This is a genomic window from Variovorax sp. SPNA7, assembly GCF_033807855.1.
In the GTDB taxonomy this organism is placed as follows: Bacteria; Pseudomonadota; Gammaproteobacteria; order Burkholderiales; family Burkholderiaceae_C; genus Variovorax; species Variovorax beijingensis.
The window spans coordinates 887,411-903,306 of sequence record NZ_CP138514.1 but is presented as its reverse complement, the minus strand read 5'-3'; the positions used below and the strand labels follow the sequence as shown (position 1 = coordinate 903,306).

The following is a 15,896-nucleotide window of genomic DNA, read 5'->3' as shown; positions in this document are numbered from 1 at the left end:
GGAGGGGTCTTCAGGCCGGCGGCGTGGCGCCGGACCTGGCGACCCCGCGCTGGATGTTCGATTCGGTGAGGCCGAGCAGCTCTTCCATGGCCTTGCGCGCCGCGGCCGGCTTGCGGGCCCAGATCTGGTCGAGCACCGCGCGGTGCATCGGCAGGCTCTTGCGCGGCGCGCCGGGCTGGCGCGTCGACAGCTCGAAGGACATGCGCAGCGCCGCTTCGATGGTGGCGCCGAAGGCCACCAGGAACGGATTGCCGGTGGCGCTGAGGATGGCCTGGTGAAAGCTCAGGTCCGGCCCGGCGTAGGCCACCGGGTCCATGCCGGCGGCGTCCATCAGGCGGTACGCGCGCTCGACCGCGGCGATGGCTGCGTCGGGCGCCGAGGCGGCCGCGATCTCGCAGGCGGCGGGTTCGACGATGCGCCGCAGCTGCATCAGGTGCTGCGCCATCTGCGCCCGGTCGTGGCCCGACCAGGTCCAGCGCAGCACGTCCTCGTCGAGCATGTTCCATTGCATGCGCGGCAGCACCCGCGTGCCGGCTTTCTGACGCGACGCGAGCAGGCCCTTGGCCTTCAGCCGGGTCAGCGCCTCGCGCACGGAGGTGCGGGCCACGCCCAGCTGCTCGGCCAGCTCGACCTCGGTCGGCAGCGTCGATTCGTCATCCCATTCGCCGCCGATCACGCGCCGTGCGAGCGCCTCCGTCACGGCCAGCGGGCCGCGCCGGGCAGGCGCGTCCGCAGTGGCGGGTTTCTTCAGCGTTTTGGTTTTATGGTCTGACATATTTATCGGTGTAATGAGCTTATATGGGCTGGTGGTGTACGAAGTTCCGGGTTTTCCATGATCAGTAGAATCTTATTTGTCTGTCATATTCGCTTCCACGAGCAAGTTGAACATGCCGGACGCCCTCGTTGCGCCGCGTGATTCTGATCGAAAGAGAGACAAGCATGAGCCTCCTGCAAACCCCCGCTGTCGACACGCAGCGCCGCCGGTTGATCAAGGCCGCGGCCGCCACGGCGGTGGCCGGCGCCGGCAGTGCGCTGGCCTTTCCCGCCATCGCGCAAGCCAAGCCCTTTGCCGGCCTCAAGCTGCGCGGCGCGGCGTACCAGCACGGCTTCTTCAACATCCTGCGCAAGTACATCCCGGAGTTCGAGCAGCAGACCGGCATGACGGTCGACCTTCAGCTGTCGGCCTTTCCGGTCTACAACCAGCAGGCCGACCTGGAGCTGTCTTCGGGCGGCAGTGCCTGGGATTTCTGCAACGTCACCTTCATCCTTGCCGCGCGCTGGGTCGCGGCCGGCCTGCTCGCGAACCTGAGCGATTTCGCCGCCGACCGCAAGCTCACGCCCGCCAGCTGGAACCCGGACGACTTTGTCAAGGGCGCGCAACTGCCGTACCTCGACAAGGCCGGCAAGGCCTACGGCTTCGCATGGGAAGGCGGCGCGATGCTCATGGGCATGAGCCGCACCGACCTGATGAAGAAGCGCGGGGTCGAGGCGCCGCAGACCTTCGACGAGCTGATGAAGGTCTGCGAGGCGGTGCACGGCCAGGACGGCGTCACGGGCTTCGTGAGCTCCAACCTGCACCACTGGTTCCTGCCGCCGTACATCCATGGCTTCGGCGGCGACCTGTTCGCGAATCCGCCCGCGGACATCAAGCCCACGCTCGACTCGGCCGCGGCGGTGCAGGCGGCGGGCTTCTATTCGACGCTGCTGTCCAAGTACAGCCCGCAGGGCGTGCTCGGCTACACCGAGGACCAGGCGCGCGCCGCGCTGATTGGCGGCCGCTCGAACATCTTCATCCATTCGAGTTCCTGGGTCACGGCGATGCTGAGCTCGCCGGAGAGCAAGGTGAAGGACACCGCGCGCGTGGTGCGCATGCCGGCCGGGCCGAAGGGCGACTTTCCCGCTGCCAACAGCCAGGGGCTCGGCATCCCGAAGAACGCGAAGAACAAGGAAGCGGCCTGGGAGTTCATCAAGTGGGCGCTGAGCCCCGAGCTCACCGCGCGCATCGTGAAGGACACCGGGCATCCGTCGATCTGCCGGCGCTCGGTGATCGAAAGCGCCGAGTACAAGCGCATCAACACCATCAACGGCCAGGACATCGGCAAGCTCTACCTCGAAGTGCTCGAGCAGCCCGGCAAGACGCGCAACTACATGGCGTATCGCACGGTCAAGGAGTTTCCGCTGGTGGGCGACGCGGTGAACAAGGCCGTGGAGCGCGTGGTCTCGGGCCAGGCGCCGGCCGCGGATGCCATGAAGACGGCGCAGGAGGCCGCGCTCGGCAGCCTGCGGCGCGCCGGAGCCAAGGTATGAGCGCAGCAGCGCCAAGGGTGCAGAAATGAGCGTGAAAGGTGCCTCCTACGAGGCGCAGCAGCGCCGCTTCGTGCGCATGGCGATGGCGCCGAGCCTGCTGTTCCTGCTGGTGGTGGCGGGGCTGCCCACCGTCTTCCTGCTGGTCACGAGCCTCACGCCCGGGGCGCTGGTGAACCCGGGCTCGCTGGGCGACTTCTCGGAGCCGCTGCGCAACTACAAGCTGCTGGGCAGCGACGAGCGCTTCGTCGGTTCGCTGGGCGTGCAGGCGCGCCTCTCGGTCTACACGGTCGTGCTGCAGGTGCTGCTGGGTACGGGGCTGGCGCTGCTCGTGCATTCGGGGCAGGAGCGCTGGAAATCGCTGCGCCACCTGTTCGTGATTCCGATGGTGCTGCCGCCGATCGTCGTCGCGGTGATCTGGAAGCTGATCTACACGCCCGACATCAGCCCGATCTACCAGGCCGCGCGCATGCTCGGCGTGACGCTGCCGGCGCTCACCACGCACGTCGATTTCGCGCTGTGGTCCATCGTCATCGCCGATACCTGGGAGTGGGCACCGTTCACCTTCCTGATGGTGCTGGCCGCCTTGCAGACGCTGCCGGCCGAATACGTCGAGGCCGCCCGCATGGACGGCGCCGACGCCTGGCGCGTGTTCGGCCACATCGTGCTGCCGTACATCGCGCCGGTGCTGCTGGTGTGCACCTTGTTCCGGCTGATCGACAGCATCAAGGCCTTTCCGCTGATCTTCCTGTTGACCGGCGGCGGGCCGGGATCGGTGACGGAGGTGACCAATTACTACGCCTATCTCGTGGCCTTCAACTTCGGCGAGCTCGGCTATTCGAGCGCGATCACCGTCGTGCTGCTCGCGGCCACCGTGCTGATCAGCTGGGGCGCGATGCGCGTGAGCCGCAATGCAGGAGGCACTGAATGAGCACCAATCGATGGAGTTCGCTGCGCCGGCGCTGGCCGCTCGCGCGCTGGGCCGTGCCGCTCGTCCTGTTCGCGATGCTGCTGCCGTTCCTGTGGCTGCTGCAGATGTCGTTCAAGCCGACGCCGCTGATCCTCGAGTTTCCGCCGCGGGTCTTCTTCGTGCCCACGCTGGAGCACTACGTGGGGCTCTGGCAGGCCGGCTTTCCGGAGTCCTTCGTCAACAGCCTGGTCACGAGCATCGTGTCGACGCTGCTCGCGCTGGTCTTCGGCATTCCGGCGGCCTACGCGCTGTCGCGCTGGACCGGGCGCGGGCGCTTCGGCCTCGGCCTGGGCATCCTGCTGACGCGCATGGCGCCGCCGATCGCCTTCACGATCCCGTTCTTCCTGGCGTATCGGTATCTCGGCCTGCTCGACACCCGCACCGGCCTGATCCTCATCTACATGACCTTCAACCTGCCGCTGGTGATCTGGATGATGCAGCCCTTCTTCGACGCCGTGCCGGCTTCGCTCGAAGAGGCGGCGCTGATGGACGGCGCGGGCTACGCCACCGTGTTCATGGAGATCGTGATGCCGGTGGCGGCCGCGGGCATCGCGGCCACCGCGATCCTGTGCTTCCTCTATGCCTGGAACGACTTCTTCTTCGCGCTGATCCTCACGCGCACCGATGCGCGCACCGCGCCGGTCGCGGTGGTCAACTTCATGAACTACGAAGGCTGGGAGTGGGGCAAGATCGCCGCCGGCGGCTCGCTGGTGATGGCGCCCGTGCTGGTGTTCTCGATGCTGGTGCGGCGCTACCTGGTCAGCGGCCTCACGGCCGGTGCGGTGAAGGGCTGAGGCGATGATTCCCGCGAACCTCAGCGGCGCCACGCGCCTCGTGCCGATCCTCGCGCACCCGGTCGACCATGTGCGCGCGCCGCGTATCTACAACCCGGCCTTCGCCGCCGCCGGCCTCGACTGGTGCCTGGTGCCGATGGGCGTGCACCCCGGCGACTTCGCGGCGACGGTCGCGCAGCTCGCGCGCGTGGGCAACCTGCAGGGCCTGAACCTCACGATCCCGCACAAGGCCGCAGCGCATGCGCTGTGCACGCGCCTCGGACCCGAGGCGCGGCGCACCGGCGTGGTCAACACCATGCGCATCGATGCCGACGGCCAATGGTCGGGCGAGAGCTTCGACGGCGTGGGCTTTGTCGACGCGGCACGCGCACACGGCGTGCTGAGCACCGATCGGCCGGTGGTGCTGGTGGGCGCGGGCGGTGCGGGCACCGCCATCGCCTTCGCGCTGGCCGCGGCCGGCGTGCGCGAGCTGCACATCGTCAACCGCGAAGCCGAGCGCGCGGAGCAGCTGTGCGCCGAACTGCGCAAGGCCTACCCCGGCATCGATGCCGACACGCGCGCCGGCGGCCTGGGCCGTGCCGGCCTCGCCATCAACGCCACCTCGCTCGGCCTGCACGCGGGCGACCCGATGCCCTTCGACCCGGCGCAGCTGCCGGCCGATGCGGCGCTGTTCGACATCATCGCCGCGCGCGACACCGAGCTCATGGCCGCCTGCACCGCGCGCGGGCTGCGGGTGGTCGGCGGCAAACCCATGATCGACCACCAGGTCGCCGCGCAGATCGCGTTCTGGCGCGGCACTGCCGAATGAACAACACTTGATCCAGGAGACCCCATGATGAAATTCGCAAGGGCCGCGATGGCCCTGTCCGCCATGGCGCTCGCCGCCGCACCCGCGCCGGCGCAGCCCAAGGCCGACTATCCGCACAAGCCCATCGTGCTGGTCGTGCCGCAGCCCGCGGGCGGCGCGGCCGACCAGTTCGCGCGGCCCTTCGGCCAGGCGCTGTCGCAGCGGCTGGGCCAGCCGGTGGTCATCGACAACCGGCCCGGCGCCAACGGCAACATCGCGGCTGCCTACGTGGCGCGCAACCAGCCGGCCGACGGCTACACCATCTTCTTCGGCTCGATCAGCACGCTGGCCGTGAACCCGCACCTCTACAAGGCCACGGGCTTCGACGCGCTGAAGGACTTCCAGCCGATCACGCTCACCAACCAGACGCCCAACGTGCTGGTGGTGGGCGCGGGCACGCCCTACAAGACCGTGGCCGACGTGGTGGCGGCCGCGAAGAAGGAGCCCGGCACGATGAGCTTCGGCTCGGCCGGCAACGGCAACACCATGCACCTCACGGGGCTGCAGTTCGAGGCGAAGACGGGCACCCGCCTGATCCACGTGCCCTACAAGGGCGGGCCCGCCGCGCTCAACGACGTGATGGGCGGGCAGATCCCGATGATGTTCCACAACCTCTCGGCCGTGCTCGGGCAGGAGAAGGGCGGCCGCGTGCGCGTGCTGGCCGTGGCCGACACGCAGCGCTCGAAGCTGCTGCCCAACGTGCCGACCATGGCCGAGGCCGGCGCGCCCGGCGTGGTGCAGCTTGCATGGAGCGGCATGCTGGTGCGCAGCGGCACGCCCGCGCCGGTGGTCGAGCGGCTGCACAAGGAGATGGTTGCGATCCTCAAGGAGCCCGCATTCCGCAAGCCGCTGGAAGAGCAGGGCTTCGATGTACTCTCATCGACGCCACAGGCGTTCGCCGAGCGCCTGAAGGCCGACCACGCCGCGATGGGCGAGGTCATCAAGGCCGGCAACGTGAAGATCGATTGACCCCGCAAAGGACCGAACCCATGCCCTCGCGCAACACCTTCAAGCACGCCCTCGCGGCGAAAATCCCGCAGATCGGCCTCTGGTCGACGCTGCCCGACCCCTACGTCTCGGAGCTGCTCGCGGGCGCCGGCTTCGACTGGATCCTGCTGGACGCCGAGCACACGCCCGGCGATCCGACCACCATGCTGCGGCAGCTGCAGGCGGTGCAGGCCGAGCGCGATCGGCCCACCTCGGCCGTGGTGCGCCCGCCCTGGAACGACCCGGTGCTGATCAAGCAGTACCTGGACATCGGCGCGCAGACGCTGCTGCTGCCCTTCGTGCAGAACCGCGCCGAGGCCGAGGCCGCCGTGGCCGCCACGCGCTATCCGCCGAACGGCATCCGCGGCATGGGCGGCACGGTGCGCGCCACGCGGTTCGGGCGCGACACGAAATACGTGGCCGAGGCCTCCAGCGAGATCTGCGTGCTGGTGCAGGTCGAGACCGTCGAAGCGCTCGAGCACCTGGAGGACATCGCGAACGTCGACGGTGTGGACGGCGTCTTCATCGGCCCCGGCGACCTGTCGGCCAGCATGGGCGTGGCCGGCCAGGTCAACCACCCCACGGTGCGCGCCGCCATCGACCGCGCCATCGCGCGCATCCTCGCCTGCGGCAAGGCGCCCGGCATCCTGATGAACGACGAGCCGCGCGCGCAGGAGCTGCTCGACCTTGGCGCGCTCTTCGTCGCCGTGGCCAACGACCAGCTGCTGCTGCGCAAGAGCGCCGACGACATCGCGGCGCGCTTCAAGCAGCGCGGCGCACCCGCTGCCCCCGTTTCGGCGCCGGCCCCCGCCACCTATTGAACCCAGAGATCCAGAGAACACACCGCATGTCCACCGAAGCCGCCCGCCCCAAGACCCTGCAGGAACTGCGCAGCCAGCGCTGGTTCGCGAGCGACGACATCCGCGGCTTCGCGCACCGCCAGCGCATGCAGCAGCAGGGGCTCGCGCGCGAGGAGTTCATGGGCCGGCCGGTCATCGGCATCGTAAACACCTGGAGCGAGCTCTCGCCCTGCCATGCGCACCTGCGCGAGCGCGCCGAGTCCGTCAAGCGCGGCGTGCTGCAGGCCGGCGGCTATCCGCTCGAGCTGCCCGCGCTGAGCCTGGGCGAAGTGATGGTCAAGCCCACCACCATGATCTACCGCAACCTGCTGGCCATCGAATGCGAGGAGCTGCTGCGCAGCCTGCCGATCGACGGCGTGGTGCTGATGGGCGGCTGCGACAAGACCACGCCCGGCCTGGTCATGGGCGCACTGTCGATGGACATCCCGGCCATCTTCCTGCCCGCCGGTCCGATGATGAACGACCGCTACAAGGGCCAGGCCGTGGGCGCCGGCACGCACACCAAGAAGTTCTGGGCCGAGCGCACCATCGGCAACATTGGCGAGGCCGAATGGATCCGCCTCGAAGCGCGCATGACGCGCACGCCCGGCACCTGCAACACGATGGGCACGGCCAGCACCATGACCGCCATCGCCGAGGCCATGGGCCTGTCGCTGCCCGGTGCGATGAGCATTCCGGCCGTCGACTCCGAGCACAGCCGCATGGCGTGGCGCTGCGGCGAGCGCATCGTCTCGATGGTGTGGGAAGACCTGAAGCCCTCGCGCATCGTCACCAAGGCGTCTTTCCTCAACGCCGTGGCCGCCTACATGGCGCTCGGCGGCTCGACCAACGCGGCGGTGCACCTGCCCGCGATGGCGGGGCGCGCGGGCATTGAGCTGAACATCGACGAGCTCGACGCGATTGCGCGGCGCGTGCCCGTCATCGCCAACCTCTATCCGTCGGGCGAGAAGCTGATGGAAGACTTCCACTACGCCGGCGGCCTGCCGGCGGTGCTCAACAGGATCGCGGCGCACCTGGACCTGTCGGCGCGCACCGTCACCGGCCGCACGCTCGGCGAGGACATCGCGGGCTGGCCGTCGGAGGACGACGGCACCATCCTCGACCCGGCCGCACCGCTCAAGCAGGGCACACCCGAATGTCCCGAGGCCGGCATTGCGCTGGCCGTGCTGCGCGGCAACCTGTGCCCCGACGGCGCGGTCATCAAGCCTTCGGCCGCCACGCCCGAGCTGCTGCGCCACACCGGCCGCGCACTGGTGTTCGACTCGAACGCCGAGATGCTCGCGGCCATGGCCGACGAAGAACTCGATTGCGACGCGTCGACCGTGCTGGTGCTGCGCAACGGCGGCCCGGTCGGCGGGCCCGGCATGCCCGAGTGGGGCAACCTGCCGATTCCCAAGAAGCTGCTGCGGCGCGGCGTGCGCGACATGCTGCGCATTTCCGATTCGCGCATGAGCGGCACCCACTACGGCACCTGCGTGCTGCATGTGTCGCCCGAATCGGCCATCGGCGGCCCGCTGGCGCTGCTGAAGACCGGCGACACGGTCCGCCTGGACATCGGCGAGCGCCGCCTCGACATGCTGGTGTCCGACGAGGAACTGGCCGAGCGCCGCAAGCAGTGGACGCCGCCCGCGCAGGCCTACGCGCGCGGCTACACGAAGATCTTCCAGCACGAAGTGACGCAGGCGCACCTGGGCTGCGATTTCGCGAGCCTGGCCGGCAACGCGCCCACACCCGAGCCGCCGATCTACTGAAAAGGGGCCCCGCGCCTTGCGCGCGGCGCACCGGAATCGGCACACCGGCCGTTCGGGGACAATACGGCCCGCGACATTCGGGCCCGACGCGGCCCCTCGACGATTTTCATTTCCGGTGCAAGCGATTCTTTCCGAAGCCGGCCCCGTGCTGGTCTTCATGGCCTGCGTGGCGCTGGCCACTTACGCGCAGAACCTCACGGGGTTCGCATTCAGCCTCATCCTGCTCGGCCTGGTGTCGGTGTTCCACGTCGCCAGCGTGGGCGACACGGCCAACGCCGCCACGGTGCTGAGCCTGATCAATGCATGGACCTATTTTCGCGCGCGGCCCGGCGTGGTGCCGTGGCGGCTGATGAAGCCGGCGCTCAACGGCAGCACCGTGGGCGTGATCGCGGGACTCATGCTGCTCACCTGGCTCAGCGGCGGCGCGGTGAACTGGCTGCGCGGCCTGCTGGGCGTATCGATCCTGGGCTGCGCGTTGCTGCTGGTGCTGCAGGGCCGGCCGCAGCCCGCGGTGTCGGGCCGCACGAGCTTTGCCGTCATCGGCGGGCTGTCGGGCGTGCTGGGCGGGCTGTTCTCGAGCTCGGGGCCGCCCATCGTCTTTCACATGTACCGCCAGCCGCTGGAGCGCGAGCTGGTGCGCCGCGCGCTGCTGCTGATGTTCGCGTTCAATTCGCTGGTGCGGCTCGTGATCGTGCTGCCCACGGGGCACTTCTCGTGGCGCGCGGCACTGCTGGCGGCCTGTGCGATGCCGGTGGTCTACGGCGTGACGCGGCTGCACCACCGGCTGCCCAACAAGCTGCAGCCGCGCACCCTCCAATGGCTGGTGGGCGGCCTGCTGGCGGCGGCGGGTTCGACCTTGATCGCGAGCGCGTGGCTGGCGATCGCGCAGGCCTGAAGCCTGCGCTCAGGCATAGGCCGCGCAGAGCTCGCCTTCGGCCTTCATGGCATCGAAGGCGCTGTAGTCGGCCTGCCAGGCGCTGCCCGCGCGCAGCGTGAGCGCTTCGAGTTCCGCGAGCGTGGCACTGCCTTCGCGGCGCAGCTGCTCGGCGCAACGCTCGAGATCGGGAAAGTGCTGCAGCGCCTGCCACCACACGGCGCGGCCGGCCAGGAAGCCGTGCGCGCCGGCCGCGTAGGCGTACGCCATCACGCGCAGGAACTGCGGCGGTGTCACGCCGGCCGACAGCATCACCCAGGGAATGCCCGCACTCTTGCAGATCGCGCCCATCTGGTCGAACCAGCCCTGCGCGGCCTGTTGCGCGGCACTGCCGTCGCGCGCGGGCAAGCTGGCGCCGGGCAGCGGGCTCTCGAGCTTGAACAGGTCGACGCCGTACTTGGGCTTGGCGAACTCGCGCACGCTCTCGATCACCAGTTCGGGCATCTTCTCGGGCGACTCGATGTAGTCGACGGTGTGGCGTTCGCTCCTGGGAAAGGGATAGACCAGCAGTTCGAGCACCAGCGGGATGTCCCATTGGCGGCATTCCTCGCCGATCTTCTGCACATAGTCTTGCTGGTGCGCGAGCACGTCGGGTTCGGCATCGGGGCGGTACCAGGCCAGCACCTTCACGCCGTCGCCGCCGGCGCGCTTGATCTTCTCCACGCTCCAGTCGTCGATCGAGTGCGAAAGGCGGCCGCCCGGGGTGTCGCGGAAGCGGTGGTCCTCGAGCGTGACCACGAGGCCGGTGTGCGCAGGCAGCTTCTGCAGCGCTGCGGGAAAGGCGTAGTTCGGGTCGAACAGCATGGCGCTGGCGTGTGCACCGAGCGTGTCGACCAGCGTGCGCTTGACGGCCACCATGTCGGCAAAGCTCACGTCGGCGGGCGCGATGCCGCGCCGGGCGCCGATCAGCTGCGCAATCGGCGGGCGCTGGTCGAGCGCGACCATGGTGAAGTGGCCTCGGGGCGTGGCCATGCGGCGCATGCCCCATTTCTTGCCGAGGTGGAGGGGGGGCGTTGTCATGAGGGGGATCACTCCTTGATGGAATCGACGAGGGACATCGCGGTGGCGAAGTCGGGCACTCCGGCGCGTCCGCCGGGTCGCGTGCACTTGAGGGCCGCCACCGCAGCGGAAAACTGGAAGGCGCGGCGCACGGGCCAGCCCGCGCCGAGCGCGAAGGCGAACGCGCCATGGAACACGTCGCCGGCCCCGGTGGTGTCGACGGCCTCGACCGCGAAGGCGGGCAGGGCGTGCAGCCCCTCGGCGTCGGCCCAGCGCAGGCCATGCTCGCCGAGCGTGACGGCGGCGAGCCGGCAGCCGCGCGAGCGCGCGAAACCCAACTGCTCGTCGACCGTGCGCGCGCCGATGGCATAGCCCGCGAGGCCGGGCTCGGAGAACACGGCGTGGTCGGTGTGCGGCAGCAGCATGTCGAAGATGGCGGCATCGGCCACGTCACCGTCGAGCACGGTGGGCAGGCCGCGCTCGCGCGCCGCGCCGAAGAGCGCGAGCGCACCTTCGGGCCAGCGTGGATCGGCCAGCACGGCGTTGGTCTCGGCCAGTGCGTCGAGCGGCAGCCAGGCCGGATCGGCCGGCAGACCGGCACCGCGGAAGTTGACGATCATGCGTTCGCCGCGCGCGTCGACGACGATGCCGGAGAGCGACGAGCGCGCGCCCTCGAACAGCCTGAAGCACGATACGTCAACGCCCAGTGCGGCGAGCTGCGCCTTCATCTCGTGGCCTGCGCTGTCTTCGCCGGCGCGGCCCCAGAACCGGACCGATGCGCCGAGCTTCGCGGCTGCCACGGCGGCATTGGCCGCCATGCCGCCGCCGCCTTCGCGCACGTCGTTCGCGCGCGTCTTGCCACCGCCCTGCGGCAGGATGTCGACCTGCCAGGTGATGTCGAGCGCGGACAGGCCCAGGCAGATCACGCGCGGGGCGGGGTGTTGCACGGGGCTCACCTCAGCACCTCAGCACCGCACCGTCGTTCTTGTCGAACAGGTGGCACTTGTCCATGTCGAAGTCCAGCGTGATGGTGTCGCGCGGGCCGACCTGCAGCTCGGGCGCCACGCGCGCCACGTGGCGCTTGCCGGCGCGGTCGAAGTACACGAGCGTGTCGGAGCCCAGCGGCTCGACCACGCTGACCTGCACGCGCAACCCCGGCGCATCGGCCGGCAGCACGCGCATGTGCTCGGGCCGCACGCCCAGCACGGCCGGGCCGGTCACGCCGCCGCAGCGCGGCGGCATCGGGAACAGCACGCCTTCGTCCATGCGCACGTTCGCGCCTTCGGCGTTCACGTCGAAGAAATTCATCGTCGGCGAGCCGATGAAGCCGGCCACGAACTGGTTCGCGGGTGACTTGTAGACCTCTTCGGGCGTGCCGAACTGCTGCACCACCCCGGCCTTCAGCACCACGATGCGGTCGGCCATGGTCATGGCCTCGACCTGGTCGTGGGTCACGAAGATCATGGTGGTCTTGAGCTGCTGCGACAGCGCCTTGATCTCGGTGCGCACCTCGCCACGCAGCTTGGCGTCGAGGTTCGACAGCGGCTCGTCGAACAGGAACACCTTCGGGTTGCGCACCATCGCGCGCCCCATGGCCACGCGCTGGCGCTGGCCGCCAGACAGCGCCTTGGGCTTGCGGTCCAGGTACGGTTCGATGCGCAGCATGCCGGCCGCGCGGTCGACGCGGCGCGCGATCTCGTCCCTGGGCGTGTTGCGCATCTCCAGGCCGAAGCCCATGTTGTCGCGCACCGTCATGTGCGGATAGAGCGCGTAGTCCTGAAAGACCATCGCGATGTCGCGCTGGGCCGGCGCCACGTCGTTCACGCGCCTGTCGCCGATGTAGAGGTCGCCGCTGTCGATCGGCTCGAGCCCGGCAATGATGCGCAGCAAGGTCGACTTGCCGCAGCCCGAGGGGCCGACGAAGACCACGAACTCCTCGTCGCGGATCTCCAGGTCGAGCGAGGGAATCACGGCCACGTCGCCGAAGCGCTTGACCAGGCCGTTCATGCGGATGGTTGCCATGCTGCTGCGTCCTCAGGCGAATGCCAGCAGCGGCTTGACGAGCTCGCCCGCCACGAAGCGGCCGAACATCTCGGGCAGCTGGTCGAGGCCGAACTGCGCATCCACCAGCTTGCGGTAGCGCGCCTTTTCGCTGCGCAGCAGTTCGACGTTGAGCGCGAAGTCGCTCTTCGGAAAGTAGAAGGTGCGCACCATGTAGAAATCCTTGCGGCGGATGGCCTTGTTCTCCTGCACCGGCCAGGGCTTGTCGCTCTCGCCGATGAGGATGAGCACGCCGCGCGGCAGCACGATCTCCATCCCCAGGCTGCGCGCTGCGTGGGCGCCGCTGCACTCCACGATGAGCTTGAAGCGCTTGCTCGCGTCGCCCACCGGATGCCGCCTGGCGCCGAAGGATTCGGCCAGCTGCAGCCGCTCTTCCTTCAGGTCGGACACATGCACGTCGGTGTAGCCCATGTTCTGCAGCGCGATCAGCGCGCCGATGCCCACCGGCCCCGCACCGGTCACCAGCACCGCGCCGGTGGTCTCGGGCGGCACCAGCGGTTTCACGAAGCGGATGCCGTGCGCGGCGGTGCCGATGGTGTCCAGCAGCAGCGGCGCCAGCGCGTCCTCGATGTCGTCGGGCACGGGCAGAAGGCACTGCTCGGGCACCGCGAGGTACTCGGCATAGCCGCCCGGCCGGTTCCAGCCGACCAGCACCGATTCGACGAGGCACATTTGCGTGTCGCCGGCCAGGCACGACTCGCAATGGCCGCAGTGCACCGGGATGTAGACCAGGCAGCGCCTGCCGTCGAGCGCGTGGCCCGGCTGCTGCACCACGCCGAAGATTTCGTGGCCCGGCGTGAAGCTGGCGCCGCTGAACCACAACTTGGTGTCCGAGCCGCACAGCGCGGTGCGCCGAACGCGCAGCAGCACCTCTCCGGCCGCCGGCTCGGGCATCGGCGCCTCGCCGATGGTGATGCGCTTGTCGCCATGAAAAATCGCAGCTTGCATGGGAGTCTCCTAACCTTTGACGGCGCCCATCGCAAGGCCAGAAACGAGCCTGCGCTGGACGATGAATGCGAGGACGAGCGGCGGCAGCGCAATGAGGCTGGCGGCCGCCATCAGCGCGCCCCAGTTGGACGCGCCCTCGCCGATGAAGTTGAACGACGCCGCGATCAGCGTCTTGGTGTCGCCGTTCGACAGCACGAGTGCGAACAGGAAGTAGTTCCACGAGAACACGAAGGACAGGATCGACGCCACCACCACGCCCGGCATCACCAGCGGCAGCGCGATGCGCCACAGGATGCGCGGCACGCTGCAGCCATCGACCTGCGCGCTCTCGAGCACGCTGCGCGGAATGTTGTCGAAGAAGGGCAGCAGCACCCAGATCACGATCGGCATGGTGATGGCCGCATGGGTGAGGATCAGCGCCCAGTAGCTGCCGATCATTCCGGCCTCGCGGAACATCACGTACCAGGGCAGCAGGAACAGCGTGCCGGGTGCCATGCGCGCCAGCAGCGTCACGGTGGCAGGCCAGGTGATGCGCGTCCACGAGACCGCGAAGGCGGCGGGAATGCCCAGCAGCAGACCGATGGCTGTCGAGCCCACGGTGATCACCGTGCTGTTCCAGGTGTAGTGCAGGAACGGCGTGGTGCCGAAGAGCGTGCGGTAGTTCTCCAGCGTGGGCGAGAACAGCAGCTTGGGCGGATAGGCCGTCACTTCGGCCGAGGGCTTGAAGGAAGACAGCACCATCCACGCGATGGGCAGCAGGATCAGGAGCGCCACGAAGGCGATCTGCAGCAGGTTGAGGCGTTGCACCAGCTTGTCGTTCATGGCGTGGCCCCTTTCACCAGGCCACGCGCTTGCGCGCCTGCGTCAGCACCATCACCGCGCCGAGCACGATGGCCGACAGCGTGATCATCAGTGCGCTCGAATAGCCGATCTCGAACAGCTCGAAGCCCTTGCGGAAACCGTAGATGTTGAGCGTGTTCGAGGCGTTGCCGGGCCCGCCCTGCGTGGTGATGTAGATGATGTCGAAGAAGCGCAGCAGGTCCACGCTGCGCAGGATCGCGGCCGTGACCAGCGTGGGCGCGAGCAGCGGCAGCGTGATGCGCCAGAAGGTCTGCCAGCGCGAGGCGCCGTCGATCTGCGCGGCCTCGTACACGTTCGGCGGCAGCGACTGCAGGCCGCCCAGCACGATCAGCGCCACATACGGCGTCCACTGCCAGGTGTCGATCATTGCCACGGTGGGAATCACCCACACGGGCGAGGCCAGCCAGTCGGAGCGCGGCAGGCCCGCAGCCGTCAGCAGGTAGTTGGCGGCGCCGATGGAAGGGTCGAGCACCACCAGCCACATCATGCCGACCACCACCGGCGGCAGCACGAAGGGCGAGATCATCAGCGTGCGCACGATGCCCGAGAGCTTCTTCGAGCCGTGCAGCAGCAGCGCGATCCAGGTGCCGAGCACGAGCTGGAGCACCAGCGAAAGCAGGTACAGCACCAGCGTGATCTTCAGCCCGTTCCAGAACTCGCCGTCGCCCGCCATCTCGACGTAGTTCATGCCGAAGTTGAGCTTGGGCTTGCCGCCGAAACTGAACTCGTGGAGGCTGAACCACACGGTGTAGGCGAAGGGGAAGGCGATCATCGCGGTCGTGAAGATCACGGCCGGCAGCGAGAGAAACGCGAGCTGGCCGCGCGTGCCGATCGACTGGCTCATGCATTCACCCCGCGAGAAAGCCGCCGTCGACGGCGAGCACGGTGCCGGTCACGTAGTGCGCCGCGGGCGAGGCCAGGTACACGGCGCTGCCCGCGATATCGCTCGGCTGCGCCCACTGGCCCAGCGGAATGCGCGCGCGGATGCGCTCGTAGTGCGCGCTGTCCTGGCGGCCGGCCGCGTTGATGGCGGTCTCGACATAGCCCGGCGCAATGGCGTTCACGCGCACGCGCTTCTCGGCCCAGGCGAGCGCGAGCGACTTGGTCAGCATCACCACGCCGCCCTTGCTCGCGCTATAGGCCGGAATGAAGGGCAGCGCGACGAAGGCGTTCATCGATGCCACGTTGACGATGCTGCCCTTGCTTTTTTCGAGCAGCGGCAGGCAGGCATTGCACAGGCGGAAGGTGCCGGTGAGGTTGACGTCCAGCACGCGCTGGAAGGTCTCGATCTCGAACTCCTTGAAGCGCGCAAGGATGCCCGCGCAGTTGACCAGCGTGCCGAGGCCGTCGAGGCCGCCCGTGAAGGCCGCGACCTGCGCGTCGTCGGTCACGTCGAGCGTACGCAGCGCCAGGTGCGGTTGCGGCGCCAGCGAACTGGCTGCGAGCGCCGCCTCGTCCACGCCCGTGGCGATGACGCTGCAGCCCATCTCGAGGAAGGTGCGCGAGATGGCGGCGCCGATGTCGCCGGCGCCGCCGACCACCAGCACGCGGTGGCCTTCGGGGAAATCGAACACGGCCAT

16 protein-coding genes are annotated in these 15,896 nt (G+C 68.9%); 8 read left to right on the top strand and 8 right to left on the bottom strand.

What is annotated here, in order from left to right; genetic code table 11:
- Window positions 1-10 precede the first annotated feature (10 nt).
- On the bottom strand, window positions 11-775 hold the full coding sequence (locus tag RZE77_RS31980) for a FadR/GntR family transcriptional regulator (protein WP_319442698.1): 765 nt from the start codon (window positions 773-775) through the stop codon (window positions 11-13).
- 164 nt (window positions 776-939) lie between these two features.
- On the opposite strand from RZE77_RS31980, the gene RZE77_RS31975 reads away from it, so the two are divergent.
- The 8 genes from RZE77_RS31975 to RZE77_RS31940 all read left to right on the top strand — a co-directional run bounded on the left by RZE77_RS31975 (window position 940) and on the right by RZE77_RS31940 (window position 9,408).
- The gene (locus RZE77_RS31975; protein WP_319442697.1) at window positions 940-2,307 is read left to right on the top strand and encodes an ABC transporter substrate-binding protein; all 1,368 of its coding nucleotides are present in this window, start codon (window positions 940-942) and stop codon (window positions 2,305-2,307) included.
- 25 nt (window positions 2,308-2,332) lie between these two features.
- Window positions 2,333-3,235, top strand: coding sequence for a carbohydrate ABC transporter permease (locus RZE77_RS31970; RefSeq protein ID WP_319442696.1), 903 nt, complete (start codon window positions 2,333-2,335; stop codon window positions 3,233-3,235).
- Window positions 3,232-4,068 (top strand): carbohydrate ABC transporter permease, encoded by an 837-nt coding sequence (locus tag RZE77_RS31965; protein ID WP_319442695.1) that lies wholly within the window; start codon window positions 3,232-3,234, stop codon window positions 4,066-4,068. The genes RZE77_RS31970 and RZE77_RS31965 overlap by 4 nt, the downstream gene beginning before the upstream one ends.
- A gap of 4 nt (window positions 4,069-4,072) precedes the next feature.
- Window positions 4,073-4,876, top strand: a complete 804-nt coding sequence (locus RZE77_RS31960; RefSeq protein ID WP_319442694.1) for a shikimate dehydrogenase family protein — start codon at window positions 4,073-4,075, stop codon at window positions 4,874-4,876.
- 27 nt (window positions 4,877-4,903) lie between these two features.
- Window positions 4,904-5,884, top strand: coding sequence for a Bug family tripartite tricarboxylate transporter substrate binding protein (locus RZE77_RS31955; RefSeq protein WP_319442693.1), 981 nt, complete (start codon window positions 4,904-4,906; stop codon window positions 5,882-5,884).
- A gap of 20 nt (window positions 5,885-5,904) precedes the next feature.
- Window positions 5,905-6,723, top strand: coding sequence for an HpcH/HpaI aldolase family protein (locus tag RZE77_RS31950; RefSeq protein ID WP_319442692.1), 819 nt, complete (start codon window positions 5,905-5,907; stop codon window positions 6,721-6,723).
- Window positions 6,724-6,749: 26 nt separating this feature from the next.
- On the top strand, window positions 6,750-8,513 hold the full coding sequence (araD, locus tag RZE77_RS31945; RefSeq protein WP_319442691.1) for an L-arabinonate dehydratase: 1,764 nt from the start codon (window positions 6,750-6,752) through the stop codon (window positions 8,511-8,513).
- Window positions 8,514-8,628: 115 nt separating this feature from the next.
- On the top strand, window positions 8,629-9,408 hold the full coding sequence (locus RZE77_RS31940; RefSeq protein WP_319442690.1) for a sulfite exporter TauE/SafE family protein: 780 nt from the start codon (window positions 8,629-8,631) through the stop codon (window positions 9,406-9,408).
- Window positions 9,409-9,417: 9 nt separating this feature from the next.
- Here the strand turns inward: RZE77_RS31940 and RZE77_RS31935 are convergent, their stop codons facing one another.
- From RZE77_RS31935 to RZE77_RS31905, 7 genes are read right to left on the bottom strand one after another with little or no spacing between them, the layout of a single operon-like run.
- Entirely contained in the window at window positions 9,418-10,467 is a 1,050-nt protein-coding gene (locus RZE77_RS31935; protein ID WP_319442689.1) for a tagatose 1,6-diphosphate aldolase, read from the bottom strand.
- Window positions 10,468-10,475: 8 nt separating this feature from the next.
- The gene (locus RZE77_RS31930) at window positions 10,476-11,393 is read right to left on the bottom strand and encodes a sugar kinase (RefSeq protein ID WP_319442688.1); all 918 of its coding nucleotides are present in this window, start codon (window positions 11,391-11,393) and stop codon (window positions 10,476-10,478) included.
- 10 nt (window positions 11,394-11,403) lie between these two features.
- Entirely contained in the window at window positions 11,404-12,468 is a 1,065-nt protein-coding gene (locus tag RZE77_RS31925) for an ABC transporter ATP-binding protein (protein WP_319442687.1), read from the bottom strand.
- Between the two features lie 12 nt (window positions 12,469-12,480).
- Window positions 12,481-13,455 (bottom strand): alcohol dehydrogenase catalytic domain-containing protein, encoded by a 975-nt coding sequence (locus RZE77_RS31920; RefSeq protein ID WP_319442686.1) that lies wholly within the window; start codon window positions 13,453-13,455, stop codon window positions 12,481-12,483.
- A gap of 9 nt (window positions 13,456-13,464) precedes the next feature.
- Complete coding sequence (locus RZE77_RS31915) at window positions 13,465-14,277, bottom strand: carbohydrate ABC transporter permease (protein ID WP_047783884.1); 813 nt, start codon at window positions 14,275-14,277, stop codon at window positions 13,465-13,467.
- A 13-nt stretch (window positions 14,278-14,290) separates the two neighbouring features.
- A complete protein-coding gene (locus RZE77_RS31910; RefSeq protein WP_319434102.1) occupies window positions 14,291-15,160 on the bottom strand; it encodes a carbohydrate ABC transporter permease in 870 nt (289 codons plus the stop codon).
- 4 nt (window positions 15,161-15,164) lie between these two features.
- Window positions 15,165-15,896 carry an SDR family NAD(P)-dependent oxidoreductase gene (locus RZE77_RS31905; RefSeq protein ID WP_319442685.1) on the bottom strand — a complete coding sequence of 244 codons (732 nt, stop codon included), beginning with the start codon at window positions 15,894-15,896 and terminating at the stop codon, window positions 15,165-15,167.